At 34.5% G+C, this 17,719-nt stretch carries 12 protein-coding genes and 3 pseudogenes; 6 read left to right on the forward strand and 9 right to left on the reverse strand.

The genetic code is table 11. The features are described 5' to 3' along the window. Nucleotides 1-95 precede the first annotated feature (95 nt). Nucleotides 96-443: pseudogene (locus AAGD68_RS01750) on the forward strand (IS110 family transposase); the annotation flags it as partial. A gap of 18 nt (nucleotides 444-461) precedes the next feature. Here the strand turns inward: AAGD68_RS01750 and AAGD68_RS06750 are convergent. The 6 genes and pseudogenes from AAGD68_RS06750 to AAGD68_RS01775 form a co-directional block, all read right to left on the reverse strand. Then, nucleotides 462-846 (reverse strand): annotated as a pseudogene (locus AAGD68_RS06750) (transposase). Between the two features lie 217 nt (nucleotides 847-1,063). Next, nucleotides 1,064-3,571: a leucine--tRNA ligase gene (gene leuS, locus AAGD68_RS01755; RefSeq protein WP_265045345.1), complete on the reverse strand. Its 2,508-nt coding sequence runs from the start codon at nucleotides 3,569-3,571 to the stop codon at nucleotides 1,064-1,066. A gap of 12 nt (nucleotides 3,572-3,583) precedes the next feature. Further along, on the reverse strand, nucleotides 3,584-4,189 hold the full coding sequence (locus AAGD68_RS01760; RefSeq protein WP_253310003.1) for a murein hydrolase activator EnvC family protein: 606 nt from the start codon (nucleotides 4,187-4,189) through the stop codon (nucleotides 3,584-3,586). Between the two features lie 53 nt (nucleotides 4,190-4,242). Beyond that, a complete protein-coding gene (locus AAGD68_RS01765) occupies nucleotides 4,243-4,578 on the reverse strand; it encodes a MerR family transcriptional regulator (protein WP_253307245.1) in 336 nt (111 codons plus the stop codon). Continuing rightward, nucleotides 4,578-4,883 (reverse strand): integration host factor subunit alpha, encoded by a 306-nt coding sequence (locus AAGD68_RS01770; protein WP_253307244.1) that lies wholly within the window; start codon nucleotides 4,881-4,883, stop codon nucleotides 4,578-4,580. Before AAGD68_RS01770 ends, AAGD68_RS01765 begins: the two co-directional genes overlap by 1 nt. A 60-nt stretch (nucleotides 4,884-4,943) precedes the next feature. Beyond that, a complete protein-coding gene (locus AAGD68_RS01775; protein WP_253307243.1) occupies nucleotides 4,944-6,131 on the reverse strand; it encodes an MFS transporter in 1,188 nt (395 codons plus the stop codon). Nucleotides 6,132-6,272: 141 nt separating this feature from the next. Here AAGD68_RS01775 and AAGD68_RS01780 point away from each other — a divergent pair, with 141 nt between their 5' ends. Further along, nucleotides 6,273-7,946, forward strand: a complete 1,674-nt coding sequence (locus AAGD68_RS01780; protein WP_265045346.1) for an ankyrin repeat domain-containing protein — start codon at nucleotides 6,273-6,275, stop codon at nucleotides 7,944-7,946. Nucleotides 7,947-8,060: 114 nt separating this feature from the next. Here the strand turns inward: AAGD68_RS01780 and AAGD68_RS01785 are convergent. Both AAGD68_RS01785 and AAGD68_RS01790 read right to left on the reverse strand, forming a co-directional pair. Then, nucleotides 8,061-9,019 (reverse strand): annotated as a pseudogene (locus AAGD68_RS01785) (IS630 family transposase). Between the two features lie 279 nt (nucleotides 9,020-9,298). Continuing rightward, nucleotides 9,299-10,726 (reverse strand): sensor histidine kinase, encoded by a 1,428-nt coding sequence (locus tag AAGD68_RS01790; RefSeq protein ID WP_265045347.1) that lies wholly within the window; start codon nucleotides 10,724-10,726, stop codon nucleotides 9,299-9,301. A gap of 65 nt (nucleotides 10,727-10,791) precedes the next feature. On the opposite strand from AAGD68_RS01790, the gene AAGD68_RS01795 reads away from it, so the two are divergent. Beyond that, a complete protein-coding gene (locus AAGD68_RS01795) occupies nucleotides 10,792-11,988 on the forward strand; it encodes an aspartate aminotransferase family protein (protein WP_265045348.1) in 1,197 nt (398 codons plus the stop codon). On the opposite strand, the gene AAGD68_RS01800 is transcribed toward AAGD68_RS01795, so the two are convergent. Beyond that, nucleotides 11,969-15,667, reverse strand: a complete 3,699-nt coding sequence (locus AAGD68_RS01800) for a DEAD/DEAH box helicase family protein (protein WP_341814316.1) — start codon at nucleotides 15,665-15,667, stop codon at nucleotides 11,969-11,971. The genes AAGD68_RS01795 and AAGD68_RS01800 overlap by 20 nt on opposite strands. 120 nt (nucleotides 15,668-15,787) lie before the next feature. Here AAGD68_RS01800 and rimM point away from each other — a divergent pair, with 120 nt between their 5' ends. The 3 genes from rimM to AAGD68_RS01815 all read left to right on the forward strand — a co-directional run bounded on the left by rimM (nucleotide 15,788) and on the right by AAGD68_RS01815 (nucleotide 17,627). Next, nucleotides 15,788-16,294 carry a ribosome maturation factor RimM gene (rimM, locus tag AAGD68_RS01805; protein ID WP_253307237.1) on the forward strand — a complete coding sequence of 169 codons (507 nt, stop codon included), beginning with the start codon at nucleotides 15,788-15,790 and terminating at the stop codon, nucleotides 16,292-16,294. A 62-nt stretch (nucleotides 16,295-16,356) separates the two neighbouring features. Next, nucleotides 16,357-16,923 (forward strand): elongation factor P, encoded by a 567-nt coding sequence (gene efp, locus AAGD68_RS01810; RefSeq protein ID WP_253307236.1) that lies wholly within the window; start codon nucleotides 16,357-16,359, stop codon nucleotides 16,921-16,923. An 8-nt stretch (nucleotides 16,924-16,931) separates the two neighbouring features. Further along, nucleotides 16,932-17,627, forward strand: a complete 696-nt coding sequence (locus AAGD68_RS01815; RefSeq protein ID WP_264736261.1) for an inositol monophosphatase family protein — start codon at nucleotides 16,932-16,934, stop codon at nucleotides 17,625-17,627. Nucleotides 17,628-17,719 lie beyond the last annotated feature (92 nt).

A 17,719-nucleotide genomic window follows, 5' to 3' on the forward strand; every position in this document is an offset into this window, starting at 1 on the left:
GTGACCCAGATTCTGCCACCGGCGAGGCTCACAAAATGTGATGACCTCGTATAGGAGTTTGGAACAACCGGTACTCTGATATATTGAAATATGCAATTGGAGGAAAAAATGCGTCACATTGGAGTTATACTAATAGCTTTACTGCTTGTTATCTGCAAGAAGGGAAGCCAGAGTATATTCAAACGTTTTGCTTAAAAGACTTGGATAATTTTATCGAAAATCTTCAAGAAACAGATAAAGTGGCTATAGAAGCAACAGGCAATAGCTGTTTCTTTTATGATGCAGTTTCACCTTACGTTAAGCGTGTGGTAATAGTCGCTCCCGGACAGTTTGAAGTTGTGCGCCGCTCTATACACAAAACAGACAAGCATGATGCAAGAGCTATTGCTTTCTTTCTAAGCAAAGATATGTTGCCTGAGGCAAGGCATAAAAGCAAACAATGTTAGCAGTTATAGTATTTTCTAAAACGAATGATAAACGTCTAAAATGGTATTACCAACTAAAAGGTGTAAGTCTGTACATTGATGCATTAGAGGTCTGAGGCGACTTTTGATGATGTGCCAACAATGCTCTATCGGATTTAGATCAGGTGAATATGTTGGAAGATAAAGCAAATGACAGCCAAAAGACTCTATTAATGACTTTGTTTTGGGAGTTTTATGGAATGTAGCATTATCCATAACTATGGTTGTATTACGCTGCAATTGTGGTTCGCTCTAACCATACATTAAATACATCTTTATTACACCCTCCTGTGAAGGTCATTGGTGCAATAAACTTCTTTTTAATCCATCCACCTATTATACTCACTCTTTCCCGCTTTTTTCCTGGAACATCAGCATATATTTTTTCTCCTCTTGGAGCTCGTGCATATTCTCAGTATAGAATATATTATACCTTTATCATTCGCTTTTGAAAATACTATAAAACAGAAACAAAAGTGCTGTTTATTGCAGCTTTTGGGTAATTTAATAGTAAAAATTTTAGAGAGAAATTTTATACACTATCACTGATATTTTCCCTTAAGTTGACGCCATTGCCTGAACAGATACACTCGGATTTTTTATATAACTATATTTACTATCTTATTTGGTACAGCATATACAGTGCGAACTTTGCTTTGACCGATCTTACTGGACACAGAGTCTATCGCTATTTTCTTCAATTCTTCTTGAGGTAAGTTAATTGCTACCTTTATTGTTGTGCGTAATTTTCCATTGATTTGCACTGCTATAGTTACCGTATCGTCAACTAATAATGATTCATCAGCTTTTGGCCAAGGTTGACCTCCTATTTCTTGCCATAGGCTTTCAGCTAGATGTGGCATGAACGGTTCAATTACTCTGATTAGTATACATATACCTTCATCAATAAGAGATTTTCCAGTTTTTACATCTATTTCAGCTATTAAGTTCGTCATCTCACGAAATTTTGCCACTACACAGTTTAATCTGCAGTTTTCCAAGTCATCTGTAAGTCCGTGTAAGAGTTTATGAATTTTTTTTCTGTACTCTAGAAGTCCACCCGTAATACTTTCATTATCATAGTGTATATTTACAGGTCTCAGCTGCATGACCATACGCCACAATTTATTTACATAACGAGAACAACCTTCCACGCCATCATCGGACCATTCCATATCTTTTTCTGGAGGAGTGTCGGACAACACAAACAAGCGAGCAGTATCAGCACCATACTTTTCTATGATAAAATTTGGATCAACTGTGTTCTTTTTCGACTTGCTCATTTTTTCAACTTTGCCCACTTGAACCTTAGCTCCTTGTGCAATCAACTCTTTTGCTTCTGCGGGAAATAGCCACTTACCATTTTCGTCTTTATAAGTTGCATGGCAGACCATTCCTTGAGTGATTAAAGTAGAGAAAGGCTCTTTAATAGCAAAATAGCCACATTTGGTTAAAGCACGGCAGAAAAATCGTGAGTAAAGCAAATGCAGAATTGCATGTTCTATCCCACCTATATAATAATCAACAGGCATAAAACGATTACATGCATCTTTGTCTATTGATTTATCTTCACTACAGAATGCAGCAAAATACCAGGAAGACTCAAAAAAGGTGTCGAATGTATCAGTTTCACGCTCTGCTTGCTTTCCACATTTTGGGCAATCAACGAACTTCCAAGTTGGGTGCTTATCCAGCGGATTGCCACCACTTGTAAATTCTACATCTGCAGGTAGAACTACAGGAAGGTCTTTTTCTGGCACTTGCACAGTTCCACAATCTTTACAATATATTATAGGTATAGGGCATCCCCAATAACGTTGTCTCGAAATTCCCCAATCATGTAAACGATAGTTTGTTGTTTTCTCACCTATCCCTTTTTCTTTGAGCTTTTTAATGATTACTTCCTTTGCTCTACTTACCGTTAATCCGTTTAAGAATTCAGAATTGAACATTACCCCATCGCCAGTATACGCCTCCTTTGTCATCCCAGTGCTTCGACACTGGGATCCATTGTAAGAATTCTGGATTCCAGCGTCACGCGCTGGAATGACACCTAAGTGGGCTGAAGAAATAACGGGAATAATCGGCAAATTATATTTCTGTGCAAATTCAAAATCACGCTGATCATGTGCAGGGCAACCAAAAATCGCACCTTCCCCATATTCCATCAACACAAAATTCGCTATGTAAAGCAGCAATTCCTTATCAAGAAATGGATGCTTAACGTTTAATCCGGTGTAAACTCCTATTTTTTCATCATTCTCCCCATTTGTTTTTATGTTATCGATAAAGTCCTGTATTTCTTTATTTTTTAAATCCTGCACAATAGGGTGCTCTGCTGCCACTGCACAAAAAGAAGCCCCAAATAAAGTATGAGGATAAGTTGTAAAAACCTTCAATTTCTTATTTAAGCCAACTACTTCAAACTCTATAGTTGCTCCTTCAGATTTTCCTATCCAACGCTCCTGCATTGTTTTGACTTTTTCTGGCCAATTTTTCAAACTTTGCAGGCACTTGAGTAAGTCTTCAGCGAAATCAGTAATCTTTAAAAACCATTGGGACAACTTACGTTTTTCAACAACTGCACCTGATCGCCACCCTTTTCCATCAACCACCTGTTCATTTGCAAGCACTGTTTGGTCCACTGGATCCCAGTTAACCCATGACTCTTTTCGATAGGCAAGCCCATGCTTTAAAAAATCCAGGAAAAATTTTTGTTCGTGTTTGTAGTAATCAGGCTCACATGTGGAGAGTTCACGCTCCCAATTATAAGAAAGACCTATAGATTTCAACTGTGTACGCATATTATCTATATTCTCTTTTGTCCATGTTTCAGGGCTAATATTATTGTCCCTTGCTGCATTTTCAGCTGGTAATCCAAACGCATCCCAGCCAATTGGATGCAAAACCTCAAATCCACGAGCTCTCTTGTAACGCGCTATCACATCCCCTATTGCATAGTTACGTAAGTGCCCCATATGAATTTTACCGGATGGATATGGAAACATCTCCAATACGTAACATTTCTCTTGTTCACTATTCTTGCTTACAGAAAAATCCCATTTATCTTGATAAAATTTTTCAACACTTTTAAAATCATATTTCATATAAATCCAAATTCAATTACAGTTCACATGCATCAAAGGATCAACCGCTTGGCCATTATGCCGTATTGTGAAACACATCTGTGGATCTTTATCTTGTGTGCTTGATTTACCTGCAGATCCAATCACTTGACCTTGCTTTACTTTATCACCAATTTCAACATGTATGTTTTTTAAATAGGAGTACACAGTCATGTAATTATCTTTGTGTTCTACTATAATTAAATTTCCATACCATCTCAGCCCTTTGCCTACATATACAACTTTGCCGGGTGCAGAGGCAACTACATTCGTTCCATTTTGAGCAGCAATTTTTATGCCATCCTTACACATTTCATCAGAAGAGGTAGCTGAAATAACTGTACCTTTAACTGGCATTACAAATTTGCAATTTACCCCCACGTTTTGTGCATTATTGTTATCTTTGTATATCCTGTTTATGATGGCTTTTCTATTTTCTTTTTTTATTAAAGGCTCCCTAATTAAATGGTACTCTCTTGTATATTCCAGCTCTCTTTTTCCGTAAAATTCTTCGCCTTTAAGCAGCACAGGTGCAGGTTTTTGCAGGCCACAGCCTATTAATATTGCTAATAATATAAGAAATGAAGCTATATGCCACATTTTAGATATATCAACTCTCACAAAACTCCAAAATTTTAGCGAGACGTAGTGTTTCACGCCTGTTCGTTACTTTCCTCGTTATTTATTTTACTAGTTAAATAATCCCTCAAATCGGTAAGTTCTTGCAACAAATTCTTTGGATCAAGATTGACTTTTATATCATTACCAAATTCTTTTTGCACTCCTTTTATTGTATATCCTTTATCATATAGCATGTATTTTACTTTCTTTATGGCCTCTATACACTTAAGATCATATAGCCTTCTTCCTTTACGCTTTGTAGGCTTAATTTGATGAAATTGACCTTCCCAAAATCTTAAAACATGCTGTTCCAAATGTAGCTCTTCAGCTACTTCCCCAATCGTATAAAATAATTTTTCCTTATTCATTAATTATTGATTAATTTTTTTATAATTTTTGAAGGCCTAAAAGAAATTGAATTTCTTGCCTGAATCATCACTTTCTCTGATGTATTTGGTATATTTCCTGGTCTTTCCTTCTTTTTCTTAACCAAGAATGTTCCAAATGACGATATTTTTACTATTCCATCCTTTACCAAGCTTGTCTTTATTTCGTTCAATATATCATCTATTATCGAAGCAGAGTCTTCCTTTGATAATCCTATTTCTTGGTTTATATTTTCAGCTATCGTTGCCTTAGTTACTGTTGTGTCTTTTGTTGTAACGTGATCCATTATTGATAAATATTACAATACGTAAATATAATATAGCAATCGACTCGAGATTCAGCTACTTTATTTTTTAGGGTATGTCTCTTCTGTAGCATAATTTAAAATACTAGCAACTGCCAACATTACAAATATTGCAAAAAGCGCCATTTGATGATCTGTAAAAAGTGCTAGCATTGACACTATAATTCCGCTGACAATAAACATAAACCCATTGATAATGGATGATGATGTGCTAATGTATTTTCGTTTCACAATCTCGCTGCCGACAGTAAAATTAAGCATATGTCCTCCCGCAAAAAACCCGAACATTAACATACAAAAGTACACAACGTGGACTGTTAAGTGGCTGCACAACAAAATAATCATTGAAATACCTTGTAACAGAGCAAAAGCAGAGATTACATGCCTTCTATTTTTAAATAGATTTGAGATTCGATCTGCAATTGGAGCACCAACTGCAAGACCAAGCCATAATATTGCGGTTGCTACACCTGACTCCACTGCATCAAGTTCTGAGTTGCTCAGTAACCTTGGAGCCCACAAGGTATTCAGTGCTAAAAATGTTCCAAAAGTAATAGCACCCACCACTGAAGTTATCCAGATATCTCTTAATTTTAGCACTGTGAGTACAGAGCACATTACTGTTCTTATAGAGCTTTTTATTGTGCATTCTTCTGAACTGCTTTCTGGAAGTGTGTTTGGACAAAAAAGCGTAAGTACAAATATCAACACACCAAATAGTATTATGCATACAATCAGATTCTTCCAATCTGCACCTTCGGCAAGCAAGCTAGAGAACAACATTTGAATCACCAAAGCGGAAAGACTTGAAATTGTCTGCACTAGTGAAAACATTAATCCAAATTGGGCAACGGAAAAACATATGCTACTTGTATGAGCAGCACCAATAAAACCAAATGATGCTCCAGTTGCAATCAATACTTGAGATAAAATCAAATGGGAAAAATTATCACTATTAATAAGGACAAAAAACCCCAAGATCATAGTTGATAACGAGAAAAAATAAATTTTTTTACTGGAAAAAACATTAAACGTTGCCCCACTAAAAAATTGTAAGATAGCAAAAGTCCAAGTATATACTGAGTTAGCTAGCGCAACTTGCGCGATTGTAAGTCCAAGTTCTTTTTCAAGATTCACACTTATAAAAGTATAAACTATCTGAATATTGCTGAATATAACAACCAAGTTACTGATCAGCCAAATGAACCAAGCCTTAGCTCTGCTTTCCATAAGATTTATTTTTATAAGTAATCTATTAGAAATTTAACACTAAGTCTCTTTTTAAGCTATTGTTTCCTGAATAAGTGCTGGACTTGACTTCCTTTAGCTTTATTGTACAATTAAATAATTTTATCCTAGGGTTAGATTAATATGGCACCACGTGAGTCTCAATTCAAAGAGTTTAATAATATCATTGCAAAAATAAGTGATAACATTAATTCCGGTAGGGTTGGTCATGCTGAAATTTATGAGGAAATAAAAAATCAGTTAAGAGAAAATCTTAGTACTATATATGAAGAGTGGGGAAGTAGTCAATTTGATCCAAGTTTTAAGTTCAAGTTATCTGGTGGTTTGTATGGCACTACGGAGACGACGCTATTACATAGCGCAATTAATTGCAGAGAAAAAGAAACTGCATGTATGCCATTGGTTCAACGTCTATTAGAGAAAGGGGCTGATCTTAATGTAAGAGATAGCTACAATAGTACTCCACTAAGTGAAGCTGTTTACACCGAAGGAGACAATAATAAAGAAGTAGTAAAGTTATTGTTAGACGCTGGAGCAGATCCAAATGCAATAGACGATGGTGCTACAGATTCAAGAACCCTGTTATCTATAGCGTGCCGTTATTCTGATGAGAGTCTTAATGTAGAGGCAGCAAAACTTCTATTAGAAAATGGAGCAAACATTAATGAAGTGGTAGATAATAAAGAAAATACTGTTTTACATCAGCTTATTCGTCAATCATTTGACATAAGAGAACAAGCTTTCAAAAAACAACTTACTGACTTAATAGGACTTTTTATAAAATATGGGGCTAATATTTATGCTAGTAACAATTTTAGTAAGACTCCTGAAGGTCTTATTGACGTGCAGTTTCATGGTCATCACATAAATGATAAGAAATTTGTCACCTCTATACAAAAGTTTTTAGAGAAGCAAAAGGACTCAATAGAGTACCACAGAAAGTTATTTGAGGTAGTAGAACAGAATAAAGATCTTAGATCACTTGCTGATATTATAGCAGGAAATGGTCTAATTGGTGTAATGGGCATTCAAGTTTGCAGCAAAGTGATACCTCAAATACTTGGAATACCAGATATAAAGCTTGTCATTAAAGGTACTATTGCTGAAGGTGAGGTTGAGCAAGAGTTCTCTCAGGGAACAGGATGGCCTGTTATTGAGATTGAAGATGGTTCTCTTAGATATTATGACTTATTCGATAAGATTATTTCTTGTTTTGAAGATAATCCTGTAGTCAAAGACCTATCATCTCAAAAATCGCAAATCTTGTCATACAGAATATTTCGCTATATCAGGGAAAACACAGAGGCTATAAAACAAGAGCTTTGGGGTGAATCCAGAGTTAGTAGTGCACCGACTGAAGTAAAGAAAAAGGAAGACAGCATAACAGAAGAGTATGTTGCACAAAAGCCTAATAAAGATGATCAGGATACTGTAAAACAGCATGGTAAGGAAAAATCAAAAGGTAATGCTGCTAAAGAAAACAGGAATGAGATAAGTGATACTAGTTACACAGATAAAAAACCTATGGTAACTGGACGTTCTACTTTTAATTCTGGTGTTTATTCTCAAAAAGAGCCACCAATATTTTCTAGAAAACAAAAAATTGCAATTGCTGTTGGTATTGTTGCTGCACTAGCAACAGCTTTGGTCTGTTATTCAGTTCAACTACCCATTTTGGCAATAGTTGTGTCTGCATTAATAGCCGGGGTTGGTGCTTACATGGTGTCAAGTAAGCTCTACGATGTTTCTATCTGTAACGGTACTAACCAACAGCCTGGTTTTAGTTGCTTTATGTAAAGTATCAATAACTTGAGATATAGCTGATTCACTTATAAAACTCCGTGGCTTAGGGTTTTGTTCTTTTAACCTATCAAGATTTCTCCCCAATTGTTCTAATACCAATTCTCATTATTAGTGAATCAAATAAGAGGCATTGCAGAGTTGTTTAATTGTGGAGTGAGAAAGAGAGGCAATAAATTTGCACAAAGCGCTCTCAAGCAGAGCAATTGTATCATAGATTTTATTGCGCAAAATGTTCTGTTTTATGTATAACCAAAACCTCTCAACAGTCAGGTGAATATGGAGGTAGGTATATAATATCAATATTTTTAGGCACCTTTAAATTTTTTGACTTATGCCAACTAGCACAATCCATGATAAGAAATGCTTCCCTTGTTCCTAAATATTGTGACATCTGCTCAAGGAATATATTCATACAATCAGTATTGACGTTTGAGCCAGAACTCTCTCCATTTCTGGTGCACTATAGAGATAAAAATTTTCCTACCTAGTTTTACCTTAACCTGTGTCCTAATGCCTTTTTTAAACCACCCGTGTCCAATCTTTGAATGTGTGCCAAACCGCGGTTCATCGAAGAAAAACAGCTCTTTTTCAGGATACATGACAATAGTTTCATTAAGATTTTTTTTTTAAACTCCTCTTGTTTACTTTTATCTTGTCCGTTATGCACTGGTCTTGGTGTGATATATGAGAATTTCATTCTTTGCATATTACGGTGTACTGTAGACTTGCTAAACCAAACCTTTCCTGAATTCTTATTTTCATTTCTTTTATAGTAATATTGGGGTTTTCCTCTATCCACACCTCAACTTGTTCACGTTGACTTTGGTTCAATATAGTTTTTCTACGGCGTTGAGGTGGAGCAAATAATTTTTCTTCTCTGCCAAATTTTAGGTCATACAGTAAGTGCCTTTCTTGAAATGCAACATATTTTTGCTACGGCTGTTATACTATGCTTTTTTGCTGCAATTACAGCATTTAGTTTTTTTGCAACATATGCATTATTTCTTACTTTCTTCAGCATTTCTTTTGCTCACTTTTTCATCCAATAATTTTGATCTTAATGCCATTTAAACCTCGCTATTTTACTTACTCCAGTATGGCTTTTTTCCATTATTGTCTATCCGTTACTTGTATAGCGGGAATTGGTATAACTAATTTACTTATCAACATATCCACTAACTATAATCTGTATACCGCTACACAGTTAGAAGTATTTTTTGATTTTACAATACAGCTTGAGATTCAATTTTTATAATTTTCTTGTTGACTAGCCAGACGGTACCTACCTTCTCGGCTTGCTGCTTTTGATAAAGTGTGGTTTTCAAGACAATATCAAATAGATCCTATTAAAAATCAATCGAATCTTCACATGTTTGTTCTTCATAAAAGAAGTTCAATGTTATCGTAGTACCAAGTTTTGCTTCACTTTTAATGTCGAAAGTTCCACCCATTAACTCTACTAATTTCTTGCTTAGCGGTAATCCGATGCCCGTACCTTCATTTCTATATCCCGAATCTGCTTGGCCAAAAACAGACATAACTTTATATATATCCTGCTGCATTATTCCTATTCCATTGTCATGAAACTCAATAGTTAATAAGTTTTTTTCTATATTTTCTTTTATCACCATTCTTATTAAACCATCTTTGGGAGTAAACTTGATTGAGTTTGATAATAAATTTATTATAACTTGTTTCATTCTCTTAGGATCTGCAATGACTAATAATTGTTTATTAGTCGTCTCTTTTTTTAAATTAATCCCGGCTTCTTTTAATTTAGGTAATAGCATATTTACGCATGAATCTATTATTTTGTTCAGGTTAAACTTCACTTTTTCTACTGTTAAACTACTTGATTCAGCTTTTGAAAAATCTAACACATCATTAATTAAGGTAAGTAAGTGTGTTCCTGCATTATATATATCGTCTGCATACTCCTTGTATTGAGAGTTATCCATTGAACCTAAAGTTTCATTTTTGATCAACTCCGCAAATCCAATAATAGCATTAAGAGGTGTGCGTAATTCATGTGTAACGCTTGCAAAAAATTTTAGCTTATTTGCATTTTCTTGCTCTAATGCCTCTTTTATCTGCTGTAATTCAATGTTAGTTTTATGTTGCTTGGCTAGCATTTGGGTATTAGAAAATTGCAAATAGAACATTATTAATATTAAAATTATTAACAATAAGCCCAAAAATGTTAAAAATAGGCCATATGCTATAACATAAGAATTATTGTAGTTTCGAAGAATCTTCAAAAAAAACGAAGGTTTAACGCTATTTTCATGGAATATAGGAAAAATAGAAGTTAATATATTTCCTGTAGTATAAAATATTTCTTGGTTACTTAATAGTTCATCAATTTCATCGTTTGTAAGTAACTGTTCATAATCATAATCTTGAGTGTTAAAATTACTGAATATTATTCTGCTGTTTTGATCATACAGTATTAAGCTGAAATCCTTTACTTTGCTCACTGATTGTAATAATTCAGCACGCAGTTTTACCAGTTGGTTTATGTAGTCAAAATTTTTGTATTTAATGTGATGCTTTTCTATTAGTAAATAATGGTATTTTTTTATTATGCCATTTTCCAGTATACTTTTTAAGTTTACACTTGAATCACGGTAAGAAGAAAGGAAATTACTCCTTAGTAAATAATTACAATATATCACACTGAATAAAATCATAAAGATCGATGAGAGTAATGCAATAACTTTTGTGTATTTGTTTTTCTCCAGCGCAGAAAACATTGATTTACCTAGCTTATACATATTCTTCTTATTGTGAAACAACGGTTTTTATGTTATTAATAATAAAATTTAGCATATAATATTTTATGACAATTTCTCCTATTTTGCCAGTTTATTCTCCTGTTAACATAAATTTTTCTTATGGTAAAGGTATTTACTTGTATGATATTGACGGTAAGCGCTACGTAGATTTTCACTCTGGAATAGCCGTTAGTAGCTTAGGTCACACCAATTCGCGATTAATTAGTGCTCTAAAATTGCAAGGAGAAGAATTATGGCATATATCAAATACCTATAATATACCTGCTGCCAATAATTTTGCAGAAAAATTAATAAACAACAGTTTCGCTGACACTGTATTTTTCTCAAATTCTGGATCAGAGGCAGTAGAATGTGGGCTTAAGATTGCTAGGGTCTATCAAAACGGAAAAGGCAATAAAAACCGTCACAGAATTTTAACATTCCATGGTGCATTTCATGGAAGAACCTTCCTAACTTGTGCTGCAAACGATAAACAGAAATTTTCTGAATTACTGAGTCCCTGTATTGATTGGTGTGATAATATCGAGCCCAATATTGAGAGTGTAAAGAAAGCAATTTCAAGTGGTATAGGCGTTATATTAATAGAACCAATACAAGGGCAAGGTGGTATCAAAGTAATGAATGAAGTCTTTATGAAAGAACTAAGAAAGCTGTGTGATGAAAATGACATATTGTTATTTTTTGATTGCGTACAATGCGGTGCTGGTAGGACAGGAAAATTATTCGCATACGAACATATAGGAGTGGAACCTGATATATGTGCTCTTGCAAAGGGAATAGGAGGAGGCTTTCCGCTAGGGGCTTGTCTTGCAACTGAAAAGGCTGCTAAGTATATGGCGGTCGGTATGCACGGTTCCACTTTTGGTGGCAATCCGCTTGCAACCTCAGTAGGTAATGCTGTGCTCGAAGAATTGCTCAGTCCTGGCTTTTTGAAAAATGTTGAAATTAGAGGTAAGTATTTAAAAAATAAATTAGAAGACTTAGCAAGTAAATTTCCAATAATAGAAGAAGTGAGAGGGAAAGGGTTAATGCTTGGAATAAAGGTGAAAGCAAACAATAAAAAGTTTGCAGAAGAGCTAAGTTATCGCGGCTTGCTTACTGTTGGGGTAACATCAGATAACGTTGTGAGAATTTTACCTCCACTAATTATCACCGAGAAAGAAATTGATGAAGGCATCAAGATTTTGACTCAATATTTATCTGAGAAATCTTCTAGTGAAATCAAGCAAATACACACGTAAGATCTGGCTGTTTACCAACTGTTGTTTGTACCGAAATTATAGTAGTAGCTACTTCATTCATGCATTTTACCTTATCTTGCTCTTTTATCAATGTAAGTCCATTTATATCACTTAGTGAGTCAAACTTTGTTGCATCCTCAAATATAAATGATTGTAAGATGCTTTTTGGAACCTGGAAGAAAACGCTATTACCAAATGATAATGTCGTTTCTGATAAATCCTGTACTAAATCGTTTCTAAAAACGCATTTCGATAATCCCTCTAACAGGATTGGTATTCCAAAAAGAAAAAATGTCCCTTTCACTAAATAGGTCGTTATTCCACATAATAATGCACCACACAAAAATGCTAGCGGTCCAAATGCTATGAAACCGCAAAGTGATGGCAATAGCATAGTATGGCCTAATGATATTTCATATATAAGCTTCGCTGAAACTATAAGTCCGATAAATAGCATAGCTGTACCCAAGACCATCCTTTGTCTAGAATGTTCTTTCCAGTTCTTGCGATACAATTCAGAAAAGTTATTGTTAACTTTTACTTTAAAAATATTATGGTTAGTTTTTAATTTAAGTTCTAAACCAAAATTTTCTTCCAACTCTGGAAAAAAACCTCTCAAAAGATTGTCCCGCTTTGAAATTACTCCATGACGCCATTTATGGCAATCTATAACTTCATCAATTACCATACTAATTTGATTATTGATCTTGTATAAATTGCTCATTTTATATGAACATCCACAATAATGCTTTTTTCTAAAGTCTGCGCAGCTTAAATTCTTTAAATCGTACAAAAAGTCTTTAATTTCTTGTGCTGTTTTATTAGCATCATCTCTGCAACCTACGGCTTTCAAAACTGTTGCTAAATGCTCATTTTCAATGCGAGAAATCGTTTTATCTAATGCATATATATATTGTTTGGATTGAAAATATGAGATGATTTTTTCTTTACACCTATCTCCATTGCCTTCGTACAAACTATTTTGTGTAAAACTATCATCATTTTCTCCGGCAATTTTTAATACATGACTTAACATATTTTGAGCCTTCACACTACTTTCAAAGTAGCAGTTTCTGATTATATGTACATATGCCTTTGCATCAGCATTTTCAGACTTACCTACATTATACGCTTTAGCTAAAAAGACTAAATAGTCAAATCCTGCCCATAGATAATACATGGACTTTACAATAGCACTTCCCACAGAAAATAGAACTGAGCGTGTGCAAGATAATTTACCGTTGTTTTTAATTCTGTCTTCATATGAACAAAGATATTTTTCTGTGCTTTTTAAAATCTTACGTAAATCTTCTTCTGTCTTTCCTACGTCAAAATCATTTATATCATGTACTTTTTCATACACCTCTTTTATCAAATCCTTTGAAAATTTTTTCAGAGCTGCGTCATCGATATTTCCTAGTGCATCCATGTTTTCGCTAATATAGATCTCTATTTTTTCTCCAAGCTCTATTCCCATTCTATTTTTTATTAGTTTATTGTACCTATCAGTGGCTGGAAATAAAACCTTTTGACAAAAATCCTGCGGTGCGCTTTTTAATTTTGCTAAAACTTTATCTACAAATAACTCAATTTTTTCACCTCCAGCAGCAAAAAACCAAGGTTGCCTGTTAGGATTGCGTTCTCTATTTCTTCCCAAATTCTGCAAAGCTTCTGCTGGATTGTTGAACTGACTAGTTGAATCTGTAAATATTGATGCAACGTGATTATACTCACTATCGAAACCACGACTTTTTGATTCGTCTATAATTGTTGTCAACGCATATTTAGCTAATGTATTTAAATCGCCTTGGTCACAATTACAATAGTCAGCTTCGTATTGACTTTTGCTATCATGCATGATTTTAAAGAAAGGTTTATCTTGTCTAATATCAAGATCATTTTTTCCAAATCCTGCAAAAATACATTTATTTTTTTCGCAGAAGTCGTTTAGGTTATGTAGTACATCCCCCTGTTGTTCTATGAAACTATGTAACTCCTTGCTTAAGTGCCAGTTATCAACTATTAGACTGCGTTGTTTATCATTGCTTTTACTCAATGCTTTAATTACTGTCTTTATCTGTGGTAAAAGCTCATCCTTAGCGAATTTCTCACTAAAACCTTTTTTCTTTAGAAAATCTGTAATGCTGCTATCATTAGCAGTACTAACCTTATTTTTAACCTCTTCTATTAATCCACCTAAATCTTTTCTTCTTTGTTTATCCAAAGCGGTGTTATCGCATTCCACTAAATACGAAAGTGTAAGATCAATCATTGAGTGCATTACTCTGTATTCTAGATACTTAGCAGTATTGCTAAAATCTACCTTGTCTTTCAATTTAGATATCTGTTCTTCCGTTAGACCAGGGTGTTGCTTTTTAACGCAGTTTATAAAGTTTGATTGACGTAATTTGAGTCTGTAATCTTGGTACGACATCCCTTCAGGCTGAAATTTATTATAAACTTCATAACGCGTACCATCTTCATATACCAAATTATTCTTACCTTGCAATGCAAAGCTAAGGTTAATTATGCTATTCACATCATCAACTAGAATAAGAGCATTTTCCCCAATTGGGCTTTGTACGTTCCACCTTACAGATTCCAGCAGATTATCAGAGTCAACAAGTTTATTGTAATTAAAAACTTCTTCACATTCTTCAACATATTCATGAGCTGGACTAGACTTTTCCCTAGTAAATAAGCTGCGCACGTTAGCAGCAAACCTAAGGAGCAGTTCTTTTGATTCTACTCCAGTTATTTTGGTCAACACCCACCAAATTGGCAACATTACTATAGAAAGTATAACGAAAGAAATTGTAAAGTATAGATTATTAATTAAAGCGGAATACAGCCAATAATCTGAAGTTAGACCAATTATTGCAGCAACATTACTATTTATAATAGGGAATAATGTAATTAAAGGTATTATGGTAGCAGCAACATTCACCACGAATGCTCGATTGAATTTTTCTCTTTCATTAGTTTTTGCAATAACATTTACTGTTTTGATAGTGTCTGCAATGCAGCGTCTACTTGATCTTGTAGGACTGATAATTTTTCCACATCTGTTTAAGATCCTTTTCTTTGGTGTTGCGGTTAGGTAAGTCGTAGGATATTCCGCATCAAGTTTGCACATATTTTCAAAGGCCTGCTGCTTGTTAATGCTATCTGCTTCATCAACACTAACCCACAATTTAGGCTTTTCACCGTTTTGCTCTTCAAATTTTCGATCATTCTCTTGCTGTAAAAGCAGATCATGTGTTACTATAATTGTTGTAGGTTCAGTGACTTTCAGCGCATCTTTAATTTCTTGCACAGTTTTAGGTGTTTTAACATCTACAGTAAATGCACCATCTATCATTTTCTTAGCTTGTTCAACTAAATTACCATTTGGCACTGCAACTAAATGGTGATATCCTGCTTGAGCTAGCGCATGACTCCACAATCCAATATCATAAGTCTTGCCAAACCCAGTTTCTGCATCAATCATAGTATTACAGTTAGTGATGGAAGAACTTTCTAGATGCTTTAGCATCTCTTCAACAACAGGTTGACGACGTTCTACTATTATAGATTCTTTGTCACTGAAGAGCTTTATAGATTCACCTTGTAGCTTACTATTAACTTCCTTTAAATGAGGGATAAGCTCTTTTATTTGATTAGTAATACATTGACTCATATCTTCCCACTATCAATACAATGTATTCCATAATACATTGTATTGATAGAATTACAACAAACATTTTTAGGTATTTTATGCCTTATAGACAAAAAATCCAACATTAGTTATCATCTTAATATGAACGACAATCTGGTATGCCTCGGAATGATTACTTCTCCTCACGGAATTAAAGGAGCTGTTAAATTAAAAACTTTTACCGAAAAACCTGAAAATATCTCCTTATATGGTGAGCTAATAAGTGGTGATGAGAATTATAAAATAGACTTAGTATCCGTCATAGGTGATAATCTAGTAATAGCTACAATCAGCGGAGTAAATTCCCGTAATGAAGCAGAGCTTTTAAGGAATAAGAAGCTGTATATAGAAAGAAGCAAGCTACCGAAGCTAAATGATGAGAATGAATTTTATCAAAGTGACCTTGTAGATATGGAAGTAAGGCTGGAAAGTAATGAATTATATGGCAATGTAAAATCTATATATAATTTCGGCTCAGGGGATATATTAGAAATTTTAGTTATCAGCACAAAAAAACGCATTATGCTGTCTTTTACCAAAGAAATGTTTCCGCACATAAACATGAAGGAGAGGTATATGGTGCTCAATATGCCAGAATTTATTGACTAATAAAGACTTTGATATTTATATAAAGCTATTTATAATTGTAAGATCGAACTGAAAATGTAATTATGGCAGAAAGAGCTAACGATATCAGACCAGGTCAGGTGTTGGAACATAACGGCGGATTATTTTTGGTTGTAGGTATTATGCATACTCAACCTGGTAAAGGTGGTGCATACATACAAGCTGAAATGAAAAACATTAAAACCGGAGCAAAACACTATGAAAGATTTCGCTCTGATGCAACAATCAGAAGAGCAATTTTAGATGAAGAGGAGTATGTTTACCTTTTCACTGAAGGAAACATTGTAAATCTTATGCATCCAAGTAATTACGAGCAAATCACTATAAATTTGGACTTATTGGGAGAAAAAAAGATTTATTTGCAAGATAATATGAAAATTAAAGTAGTAACTTATCAAGACAAAATAATTTCTGCGCATGTACCTGATTATGTTACACTTGCTGTGAAAGAAACAGAGTCTGTTATTAAAGGACAAACTGCTACTGCTTCTTATAAGCCTGCAATTTTAGAAAACGGAATGCGCGTTAACGTGCCTCAGTTTATAAAAGAAGAGGATAAAATTGTAGTATATACTCCAGATGACAGCTATTATGAAAGAGTGAAAGAGTAAAAGGAAGAATGTCCATCTCATCACCACGAATTAATGTGATGCTTGATTCTGTGCGTAGTGCTTCCAGGCAGCTTATGCGCGATTTTAATGAATTGCAAATTTCTAATGTTAAATCAGCAGACTTCATTAATAAAACTTATTCAAAATCCAAGCAAACCATATACGATTGCTTGCACGACTACAAACGAGACTATGGGTTTATTTCCGAAGATGATACTGACCAAGAAATAAAAGATAACGGTTACACTTGGTTTATTATGCCTATAGAGGGCAGGGAGAACTTTTCTAGTTGCATGGTTTATTTTGCAGTATCAGTCTGTCTCATTCATAAAAATAAAGTTGTGGCAGCTGTAATTGATGCTCCGGCTCTTAGAGAAACTTTTTGGGCAGAAGAAAAGAAAGGTGCTTTTCTTGAGGATTTTAGATCTCGTCATATAAAAATGCGGGTGAAAAGCCGTGAAGGGGGTCTAATAGATGTAAGTGGTAATTTATTAAATAAATTGCTGCCTGGCAATAGTAATGTACGCTCCATCGGTTCAACAATTTTAGGCTTTGCGTACCTTGCAGCAGGAAGGCACAGTGGAATAATTTACTCTGGAATTAACAAATATAAAGCCTTGCTCGGTAGACTTTTTCTGCAAGAAAGCGGTGGAAGGCTAACGGAAGACAACGGGCTAATCATTGCTGGAGATATAAAACTATAGCTAAAGTAATTTATGTTTACCTACAATTTGATAAGCGTAAAACTCGTCATTCCGCTACTTGTTAGCGGAATCCATGCTGAGATACCGCGAAT

The organism is Wolbachia endosymbiont (group A) of Machimus atricapillus (assembly GCF_964027095.1).
Lineage (GTDB): Bacteria > Pseudomonadota > Alphaproteobacteria > Rickettsiales > Anaplasmataceae > Wolbachia.

Excerpts from the sequence above, each read along its gene's own strand:
- leuS (WP_265045345.1), bottom strand. The coding sequence starts at position 3,571 with ATGAAATATGATTTTAAAAGTGTTGAAAAATTTTATCAAGATAAATGG.
- efp (WP_253307236.1), top strand. The coding sequence starts at position 16,357 with ATGGCAGAAAGAGCTAACGATATCAGACCAGGTCAGGTGTTGGAACAT.
- rimM (WP_253307237.1), top strand. The coding sequence starts at position 15,788 with ATGAACGACAATCTGGTATGCCTCGGAATGATTACTTCTCCTCACGGA.
- AAGD68_RS01770 (WP_253307244.1), bottom strand. The coding sequence starts at position 4,883 with ATGGATCACGTTACAACAAAAGACACAACAGTAACTAAGGCAACGATA.
- AAGD68_RS01795 (WP_265045348.1), top strand. The coding sequence starts at position 10,792 with ATGACAATTTCTCCTATTTTGCCAGTTTATTCTCCTGTTAACATAAAT.
- AAGD68_RS01760 (WP_253310003.1), bottom strand. The coding sequence starts at position 4,189 with ATGTGGCATATAGCTTCATTTCTTATATTATTAGCAATATTAATAGGC.
- AAGD68_RS01775 (WP_253307243.1), bottom strand. The coding sequence starts at position 6,131 with ATGGAAAGCAGAGCTAAGGCTTGGTTCATTTGGCTGATCAGTAACTTG.
- AAGD68_RS01815 (WP_264736261.1), top strand. The coding sequence starts at position 16,932 with ATGTCCATCTCATCACCACGAATTAATGTGATGCTTGATTCTGTGCGT.
- AAGD68_RS01800 (WP_341814316.1), bottom strand. The coding sequence starts at position 15,667 with ATGAGTCAATGTATTACTAATCAAATAAAAGAGCTTATCCCTCATTTA.
- AAGD68_RS01790 (WP_265045347.1), bottom strand. The coding sequence starts at position 10,726 with ATGTATAAGCTAGGTAAATCAATGTTTTCTGCGCTGGAGAAAAACAAA.
- AAGD68_RS01765 (WP_253307245.1), bottom strand. The coding sequence starts at position 4,578 with ATGAATAAGGAAAAATTATTTTATACGATTGGGGAAGTAGCTGAAGAG.
- AAGD68_RS01780 (WP_265045346.1), top strand. The coding sequence starts at position 6,273 with ATGGCACCACGTGAGTCTCAATTCAAAGAGTTTAATAATATCATTGCA.